The sequence below is a fragment of the Methanobrevibacter oralis genome (assembly GCF_001639275.1).
Lineage (GTDB): Archaea > Methanobacteriota > Methanobacteria > Methanobacteriales > Methanobacteriaceae > Methanocatella > Methanocatella oralis.
On sequence record NZ_LWMU01000125.1, the window covers coordinates 50,757 to 60,396 of the forward strand.

Annotated in this window: 6 protein-coding genes; 3 read left to right on the forward strand and 3 right to left on the reverse strand. The window is 21.9% G+C overall.

Translation table 11 applies throughout. From position 1 onward, the window contains the following. Positions 1-159: 159 nt before the first annotated feature. Together MBORA_RS09630 and MBORA_RS09635 are read right to left on the reverse strand one after the other, a co-directional pair. Positions 160-1,323, reverse strand: a complete 1,164-nt coding sequence (locus MBORA_RS09630; RefSeq protein ID WP_063720601.1) for a glycosyltransferase family 2 protein — start codon at positions 1,321-1,323, stop codon at positions 160-162. Positions 1,324-1,403: 80 nt separating this feature from the next. After that, on the reverse strand, positions 1,404-2,630 hold the full coding sequence (locus tag MBORA_RS09635) for a hypothetical protein (RefSeq protein WP_063720602.1): 1,227 nt from the start codon (positions 2,628-2,630) through the stop codon (positions 1,404-1,406). 492 nt (positions 2,631-3,122) lie between these two features. Between MBORA_RS09635 and MBORA_RS09640 the strand changes: the two genes are divergently transcribed. The 3 genes from MBORA_RS09640 to MBORA_RS09650 all read left to right on the forward strand — a co-directional run bounded on the left by MBORA_RS09640 (position 3,123) and on the right by MBORA_RS09650 (position 6,132). Beyond that, entirely contained in the window at positions 3,123-3,566 is a 444-nt protein-coding gene (locus MBORA_RS09640; protein ID WP_063720603.1) for a hypothetical protein, read from the forward strand. A gap of 166 nt (positions 3,567-3,732) precedes the next feature. Beyond that, positions 3,733-4,989, forward strand: a complete 1,257-nt coding sequence (locus MBORA_RS09645; protein WP_063720604.1) for a nucleotide sugar dehydrogenase — start codon at positions 3,733-3,735, stop codon at positions 4,987-4,989. A gap of 45 nt (positions 4,990-5,034) precedes the next feature. Beyond that, positions 5,035-6,132 carry a glycosyltransferase family 2 protein gene (locus MBORA_RS09650; RefSeq protein ID WP_063720605.1) on the forward strand — a complete coding sequence of 366 codons (1,098 nt, stop codon included), beginning with the start codon at positions 5,035-5,037 and terminating at the stop codon, positions 6,130-6,132. 701 nt (positions 6,133-6,833) lie between these two features. Here MBORA_RS09650 and MBORA_RS09655 read toward each other — a convergent pair. Next, complete coding sequence (locus MBORA_RS09655; protein WP_042691630.1) at positions 6,834-8,993, reverse strand: hypothetical protein; 2,160 nt, start codon at positions 8,991-8,993, stop codon at positions 6,834-6,836. Between the last annotated feature and the right edge of the window lie 647 nt (positions 8,994-9,640).

Here is a 9,640-nt window from a genome sequence, read left to right on the forward strand (position 1 = left end):
TATAGACTTCATATTATTATATAAAGCTTTTATATATTAATTTAAGTTGATATAAATAATTTACTACTTTTAAATTAAAAATAAATAATAAATAGTGGAGAAATTTTTCTCGTCTCAAAAATCACGAAAAATTCAAATAATCCAAGTTTTGAAAGAGCCCTAATTTTTAAAAAATTTTCTTATTTTTCTAAGAGGGGATGTTAATCTCCAACTATTGGATTTTTTAAATGTTGTAATTTCATTATTTAATTTACTATTTTCTTGTTTAAGAACAAGAACTTCATTTTCCATTTTTTTAATTTCTTTTTTTAAATTATTTAATGAATTTAAATTATCAAAATTAGAAATTCTTAAAATAAATTCTTCATAATCTTTTGCAATCAAACATGTTCGAAAAATTAATTTATTTCTTTGGTTTAAAACATTTAAATAATCCTCATAAAGCCCCTCAGAAACAACAAGATTATAATCTTCTTGTAATTTATCAAAAAATTCTTTTTTAAATTCTGGCTTAATATTTGAAAAACGAAGATAAGTTAGATCAACCTTACGATTATATAATATTTCTTTATATTTATCAAAAGCACCATAATATTTAAATTTATCTAATATTAAATTGCTTATTGTTATAGAATCCATAAAATGTTTGTTGCCATTTGTTGTTGATGAATGATCATGCCATCTACGTGTGAAAAAGTACTTTTTATAAAAAGCTATTCTATTTGAATTAAAAAGAACATCCCAAAAAAAAATATTATCATCAAAAATAAGTCCTTCAGGAAATTTAGCTCCAATGCTTTTAATAAAATTATTATTATATAATTTACTCCAAGGAGTTACTGAAATTCTAAAAATAAAAATTCCTAAATCTTTATAATTTACAACAGAATCTCCTATAATATCTGCAACAATATCCATGCTATAAAAATCAGATTTATAATATTTACCAGAACTTTGATCGAAATTAATTGACTGAAAAATAACAAAATCTGCATCTTTTTCTTTAGCATATTCATAAGTTTCTTTAAGAGTATTTAACTCTATGATATCATCAGAATCCATTAGGTATAAGTATTCACCACTTGTAAGCTCAATACCTTTATTAGTGGCTACAGCATGACCTTTATTTTCTTGAGATATGATAGTTATCCTTTTATCATGTTTAGCATAACGATTAAGAATATCTAAAGAATTATCTGTAGATCCATCATTAACACAGATAATTTCAATATCTTCTAAAGTTTGATTAACAATACTATCTAAACATTCTTCTAAATATTTTTCAACATTGTATACTGGAACTACAACTGAAACTTTAACCAAATTAATCCACCCCAAAAAACTACTTTAAATTTTAACAAAAATAGGAAATATTATTAATAATAAAATAAAATTCCAATTATTTATATATAATTTTTATTTAAATTTTTACTTTGAATTTTATCTTCAATTATCTTTTTTAATGTTTCTTGAATACTAAAAATATTATCTATATATGAAAGATATTTCGTATCTATACCAACCATTTGACTACCATATTCACATATTCTCCAAATATCTGTCCCACTACCCAAATAATCACTTATTTTTGATGGTACAAATGGATTTATTTTAAAATTTCCTTTAGATCTTAAATCATTGACAATCAAACAATCAAATTTTGTAGTTAAATTTAAAAACTCAAAAAAGGATAAAAATGGATTAACAATAACATTGTCTTTTATAGGTGTACAATTTATAATATTTTGAAATTCATTTGGATTTTGAACAAATAAATGAATAATAGTTTTTTCTTGTAAATTTTTATCAAGAGCATAAAACGATGAAAATACATCATATATATGCCTTAAATCAAAAAATTTACCAAAATATGCAATATTAACTTTTTTATTATCAATTTTATCATAATTAGCTTCTTTTAAATAATACCAATCCGAATTTGGAATAGGATGAGGAGATATAACTGATTTTTTTCGTATATTTTTTTTTACTTCTTCTACTTGGAGTGTATTTAACATTAAATCCATTTCATTTTGATTTGTGAAAATAATTTTATCAGCGAATAAAAAAGGAATATATTCACTATAAAAAATAAAATTATCATTATTCACTACAGGATATTTATTTTCTTCAATAATTCTATTTATTTTATCCATATCTTCTTTATCAATTTGAATATAAGTTGTTTCACCTCTTGAATTTATCATAAGTGGGTCTGAAAATTCTGCTGTCCACTTCACTTTTGGATTTTTTACTTTGTATGCAAATGCTAAAAAATGTGACATTGGCATCATTGATCTACTATAAACTTCTTCATATTCTCCATTTTTTTTACATATTTTATTTATTTCTTCCATACCTTCTTTCATAAAAGTTTTAGTGTTTTCCCATTTCCACAAATATGAAATATCTAAAAGAATATCATTATTTATTAGCTTTTTAACAATTTTATAAAAATAATCATCAATAGGATAATCCATTTTATTATGTATAACATCAAATTCTTTACCATGTTCCAATAGTCTTTTTGCAGCAACATTACTACTTGTATCATTATACGGTAGAAAATTAAATGCACAAACTAATTTTTTACTTTTTTTATTATTTATCTCCCTTTTTACCACAACCATAATTTTCCTCCATCGTTTAATTAATCTTTTAAAAATCTAAAATAGATTTTAATCAATTATAATAATTATTAATTAAATCCTATAATAATCGTCACTTTTAAAAAATTTGAGTGATGAATAATTTGATTGAATTATGCATTAAATTTTTCAGAATAATGGATATAATAGCTTAAATTATAAAACTAAAATCACATATACTAAAAAAAGTTTTTAGTAGAAAACTTGTTTAATTGAAATCACCCATGTTTTTGAAAGTTACTAACATTTTTATATACTATTATATATAAATTAAAATATATAAATATTGTATTAAATTAGAATATAAGATGTTTTTAAAAATTTAAAAGATAATTTATACTTTGAACAATTAACATATTATCAAACTGTAAATATCAAGAATGAAATTTTAATAAAAACTTTTGCAAAAAATTATCTAAGTTTTTGAAACATCATGATATTTCAAAGTTAAAATATGAATATTCAGGTAATTTTATGATTGAGAATACTGATAAAATTAAAAAAAATAATGAAATTTATAAAAAAATAAATAATTCAATTGAGGATTTAGATAAATTATTAAAATTTTATACAACTGATATTTCTCTAGATAAGTTAGATAAACAATTAGAATTTTATAATAAAACATTAAATCAATTCGAAAAATTAAATCATACTCAAACAATTTTGATAAATAGACTAAAAAATGATAATAAAAAATTAAAAGCTAAAAATGAATCTTTAATAAAAAATAATAATGTAGTTGAAAAAGTTATTACAAAACCACTTAGAAATAATATTCAACCACCCCAATTTACAATAGATCAATTCTTATATCTTAAAAAAAATTATGCTAAAATATTAAATGAAAATAAAGTACTTAAAGAAAAACTTAATGATAAAAATAATAATCTTCTTAAGCGAATTTTAAAAAAGTAATTTCTATATGTGAATATATTATTTAGGTTATAAAATTACAAAAAATTAAACTTATTAAATGATAAAAAAAAGCAATAGTTTGAAAATATGATGAAATTGAGTATTTAAAATCATTTTAAAAAAAAAATGATAAAATTTATATTAAAAAAATAATTAGGTGACAAAATTGGATATATGTGTCATTGGTCAAGGATATATTGGATTACCTACAGCTGCATTGTTCGCGAAAAATAGATGTAATGTTGTAGGAGTTGATGTTAAAAAAGAAATGATTAATAATTTGAATAAAGGAATTGTTCACATTGAAGAGGATGGAATATCTGAAATTATTTCTAATGCTATTAACGAAAAAAAATATATTGCAAAATTAAAACCCTCAGAAGCTGATGTTTTTATCATAACAGTGCCTACACCATATAAAATTGAAAATTTAAGTTGTGATTTAAGTTTTGTTATTGATGCTTGCAATTCCATTTTAGAATTTGTTAAAAAAGGGAATGTAATTATTATTGAATCAACAATGACTCCAGGGTCTATGGAAAAAATTATTAAACCTATTTTTCAAGAAAAAGGTTTTGAAATTGGAAAAGATTTATTCCTTGCACACTGCCCAGAAAGAGTATTGCCGGGAAAAATAATGCATGAACTTGTTAATAACAATAGAATTATTGGAGGTATAACAAAAAATTGTGCTGACAAAGCAGCTAAAGTTTATAGTATTTTTGTTAAAGGTCAAATAATGAAAACAGAAGCAAAAACTGCAGAATTATCAAAATGTATGGAAAATACTTTCCGAGATATTAATATTGCCATTGCTAACGAACTTACAAAAATATGTGCTGAAATTGATATTAATGTACTTGAGGTTATTAAACTTGCAAACCAACATCCTCGTGTGAATATTTTAAATCCAGGACCTGGTGTAGGAGGGCATTGTCTCGCAATTGATCCCTATTTTATTTATTCAAAAACACCTGAAACAGCTAAAATAATCAAATTAGCAAGAGATACAAATAAAAGTATGCCTGATTTTATAGTTAAATATGCCAATAAAATTGTTAAACATTATAGTAATTCTGAAAAGATTAAAATCGCAATTTTTGGAATTTCATATAAAGGAAACACTTCTGATACTCGAGAAAGTCCATCATTTGAAATCATATCTAAACTTAAAGAATATAAATATGACCTCGAAATATATGATCCGCATATTGAAAAAAAGGAATACACAAATATAAAGAATACACTGGCTAATGCATCATTATGTTTAATTTTAACTGATCATGACGAGTTTGAAAATTTAGATTTTAATTTATTAATTAAAAATATGAAAACACCCATTATATTTGATACTAAAAATATTATAAAAAATGTACCTGACAAGATTAAATTATATAATTTAGGAAATATTTCAAAAATTTAATATAATTGATTAATATGTTAATAATATTTGCTTTAAGATGATAACATGAGATATCAAAAATTAAAAAAAGGAATTACAGTTTTAGTGCCTACATATAAAGCTGAAAAGTTTATTCCAACATTTTTAGATTCTATGAAAAAACAAACATTAAATTATAAATTATTTGAAGTTTTGTTTGTCATTAATGGAGAAAGAGATAATACTGAAAACTTAATTAATAATTTTATAACTCAAAATCCAAAAATTAATATCAAAGTAATTGAATCTGAACCAGGTGCAACAATAGCTAGAAATAAGGGAATTGAAGAATTAAATCGAGAATATGTGACTTTTATTGATGTTGATGATTTTATTAGTCCTGGTTATTTAGAAATAACATATGAACATGCTGCACCAAATAGGATAGTAATTGGAAATTATTATGATATTGATGAAAATACTGGGGAAGTTAGTGAAACTTATTTCACAAAGTCATTGAATAAATGTGCAGGAATTATAAATCCTTATGATGTTTCACAAGGAGCTTTATTAATCGCAACAAATAAATTAATGCCTACAAAATATATAAAAACTATTAGATTTAATACCAATCTTAGAAGTGGGGATGACCATGTGTTCTTCTGTGAACTATACTCAAAATATGATTTTGAATTTTATGTTGTGGAGAATAATTGTGATGCAATTTATTATAGATTAGTAGTAAGTAACTCTATGTCAAGACAAGGTCTTTCATATGATTTTAATATTATACAAAGATTAGAGACCATGAAAGAAATAGATAAAATATTTGAAAATATTAAAAATAAAAAAATGGAACGATTATTGGATCTTACTATCAACTCTAGTCAAATGACATTTTTATTTAGATATTTAGATGTCTATCCTAATGAATATTCTATAGTACTTAATGAAATTAAAAAATATGAATTGAATCACTTTAATTATGACATATTTAAAAATAAAACAATAATGACATTCAATAACATTATTAAAAGAAATAATAATGAAATTAAAAATCTTAAAAAACAGAATGAAATATTATCCTCCACGAATGAAGAAATATTGAATTCAAATAAAGAATTACTAAATTCTATACATTGTAAACTAACTAAACTTATTAAAAAATATGCAAATTTTAAGTAATTAAATAATGTAATATTCAATAAATATTAAGTGTATTGAACATCCAGTTTCACTATACAACTGTGGGCTTTGTCGATTTATGGATTGATTTTTGATACTGAATTATTTTTTTAAAATATTGTTATATTGAGTTTTAATTTGATGTATTGTGGGTTAAGGAGCATTACAATCAAGTTAAGTTTTTTTCTCATTATTTTAAAATCCTTGGCTCGAATTTGATGAGCTATTTGTATCTTTAAATTTTTTACTTAAAAACAACTCAATGTTGTCAACCTAAGACTTTTCTAAAAATACTTATTTTAGTCATTATTATAATATTAAGTATTTATTGTTAATATTGAGTGTTTATTTTTCTCAATTTTTAATATAGATAAACGGTTGTTTGTTTTTCGTTGTTTAATTGTTTATTATTATTTAATGTTTATTGTTGTAATGTGAGTTAATTGGATGTTGCTTTGTTTTAATCAAATGCGTTGGTTTATTGTTTAAATTTGATTGATATTCATTGAAATATATTTTATTTTATGGTTGTTTCATTTTTTAAAAATAGAACTAGTTGTTTATAGAAAGTCTTATAAGGTTCGAGAGTAAATTATACAAAATGAAACAAAATAACAAACCCTCAATACTATTTTGTGGAAGAAATTAATTAATTTTTCTATTTTTAAATTTTCAAAATAATTATTTCTCATGAAGCAATTTTATTTAATTTCATATAAACTATTTGAATTAAAAGGCAACCATTCTAATTCTAGATTTATAATTTCATTGTTTTTCACAATTTTTTTATAAATATAAGGTTTATTACAATGAACTAATTCATTTGTTTTTAAAATTTCCTCTTCGTTTATTATAAACTTTGTAAAATCAATGAATATAGGAAAATGTTTTCTGTTTTTATCTCGAATATCTTTTGATTTTAAAGATATATTCAATTCACCATCATTCAAACATTTAAATTTAATATTTATTTTATTTGCATGACTCTCTATAACATATCCTTTACCTTCATCATCCGAAAACCAATCAGGAGTCATGATTTTACTAAATTTATCAGAAATGCTTATAATATTAATATTATTTATTCTATTTCCTTTATTTTTAATATCCAATCTTGCAATATCATATTTAATAATTTTATCTAAAATATTTGAGTTCAGTTGATTATCTTCAAATTTTTTAATTTTTAAAAAACCATTTAGCCAATCAAATTGATTTTTAGAAAATTTTTCATTATTGTAATTAACAGCATTAATAATTTTTAACACTGCTATGCTTGCATGTACTAAAGATAAGGGTTGAAATTTTTTATTTTGAACTTCATTTATTATCTTTGAATATAAATTAGATGAAAAATGCATCTCAAAAGTTTGTTTAAAAGCATTAGATAAAAAAACATTTTCTATAAATTCATCAGGATTAATTTGATTATAATAATCTTCTTCAGAAAAAACTATATTATTTTTATTAATCATTTCTATGGGGTCTGAAATATAAGTTAAATCTTTTATATTAAAAGGATACTTTTTATTAATTTCATTTGCATATTTAATAGTATCTTTATTTAATGATTTTTCATTGTCAAATTTAATATCTAAAAGTTCAGGACAATATCGAGTGAATATTAATGCAAATAATAAATTTTCATCAAAATCTGATTTTTTTATTTTATGTAAATTATAATCTAATAATGGAGATAATTTAATTTGATTTGTTAGATAATAAGTTACAGCAATTTTTCCAAAATGATTTCTATTTCTAACTTCTTTATAAAGTAATTCAGTTAACTTTTTAGATTGTTCATCTTCAATACTAAAGTCTTTTTGTAACTGTTTGAATGAATTAATTAAAACATTTATTGTAGGGGCTACAAATTCTTCTGAATATTTAGCGGCTCTATCTTTACAAGTTTTAATATAATCTTTAGGTCTTACTTTCCAATATTCTCTTAAAGATTCACCTCCAAAACCTCCAAAATAATAGACTGGGTTCTTATTAATCGTTTTAGGAAAATCAAAATATTTATGGAAACCTAATTTAACATTATAAATAATATTTATAGAATTTTGAATATCATTGATTTTAATATCTTTTTTTATAAAAGGCATATTCAGTTTAAAATTATATTTTTTAGCTATAATTGATGCTATCTCATAGTCTTCTCTGTGCATTTCATCATTTACAGAATAAATATTTATTTTATTTAAATCTATATTAGAATTTAATAATAATGCAAAAACTATTCTTGAATCAAAACCTCCCGTTAAATCTATTTTTAAATCATTAGTTTTCATCTTTAGCTTTCTGAAAATAGATATCCATTTATAGAACCAGTTATCTAATATTTCAATTCCTTCTTTAGAATCGATTGGGATAGTATTCTCATTATAATTTATTTTTTTATGTTTTAATGTTCGATTATTAATGTTAATTTTAATGACATGATTTCTAGGAATAAACTCAATTTCATTAATCATTGTTTGTGTATATACAATTGAACATAAATCGGATGGTATAAATGACAATGCAACATCATTATTAATGGAAATATGGTATTTATCTTTTAAATAATCAACTAATTTTATAAAAGAATTAGATATTACAAATTGACTTCCATCATCATATAAATAAATACCATAACTTCCATTAAAATCTTGAGAAATATAAATTTCATTTTCATTTTTTAATATTCTAACATATACTCCATCACCATTTAATTTAATATTCTCATTCATATCATTCGCAAAAATAATATTTTCATTATAAATAGCAAAACCAAATAGTTTAGACTCTACGCTATTTAAGTTATTTGAATCAATGATAAAAAATTGATTATCGATATATTTTTCTATTTCATTCATGAAAAAGCCTCATATCTAAAATAAATTAAATATTAAATTAAAAATATTATCTAACTCTATAATAAACTCATTATATATTAGTATAATCTATTATTTAAACATTGTTGAGACAATTGAGTCTGTCAATTTGTTAGTTCTCGTTTTTGTTTTTCGATTCAGCCATCTTTTTGGTGCATTATCTGATTGAATATTCATTTTAATGTTCTGAACTTCTTTTTGTATAATTTAGGTATTGTATTTTCCAATGTAGTTTTTTATTTTGGTTGTTGTGCAGTCTAGTTTCCCTTTGTGTCTTTTTTTAAGGAACTGTATGAATTTTTTGTATTCTGGGAAGAATTTTTTCTTTAAATAAATTGGTAGTATCTGTGGAAAGTTTATTAATTCTTTTTTTTAAGAACTCAATGTACTCTATTGCTTCTTTGTATGTCTTTTGTTTGAATAATTTGTAACATATGCTTAAATATTCGTTGATTTCCTGTTTTTGTACTTGTTTATCATGTTTTTGGATTGTTTTTTAGATTATAGTTTCGGACAAAAAATTTTTTAGTTAATCATGATGAATTTACTGATCCAATTTTTATAGTAGGAATCTCTATTTACGATTCTATAGAATTCTTTTTCAAATAGTTTTTCCATAAATTCTATTG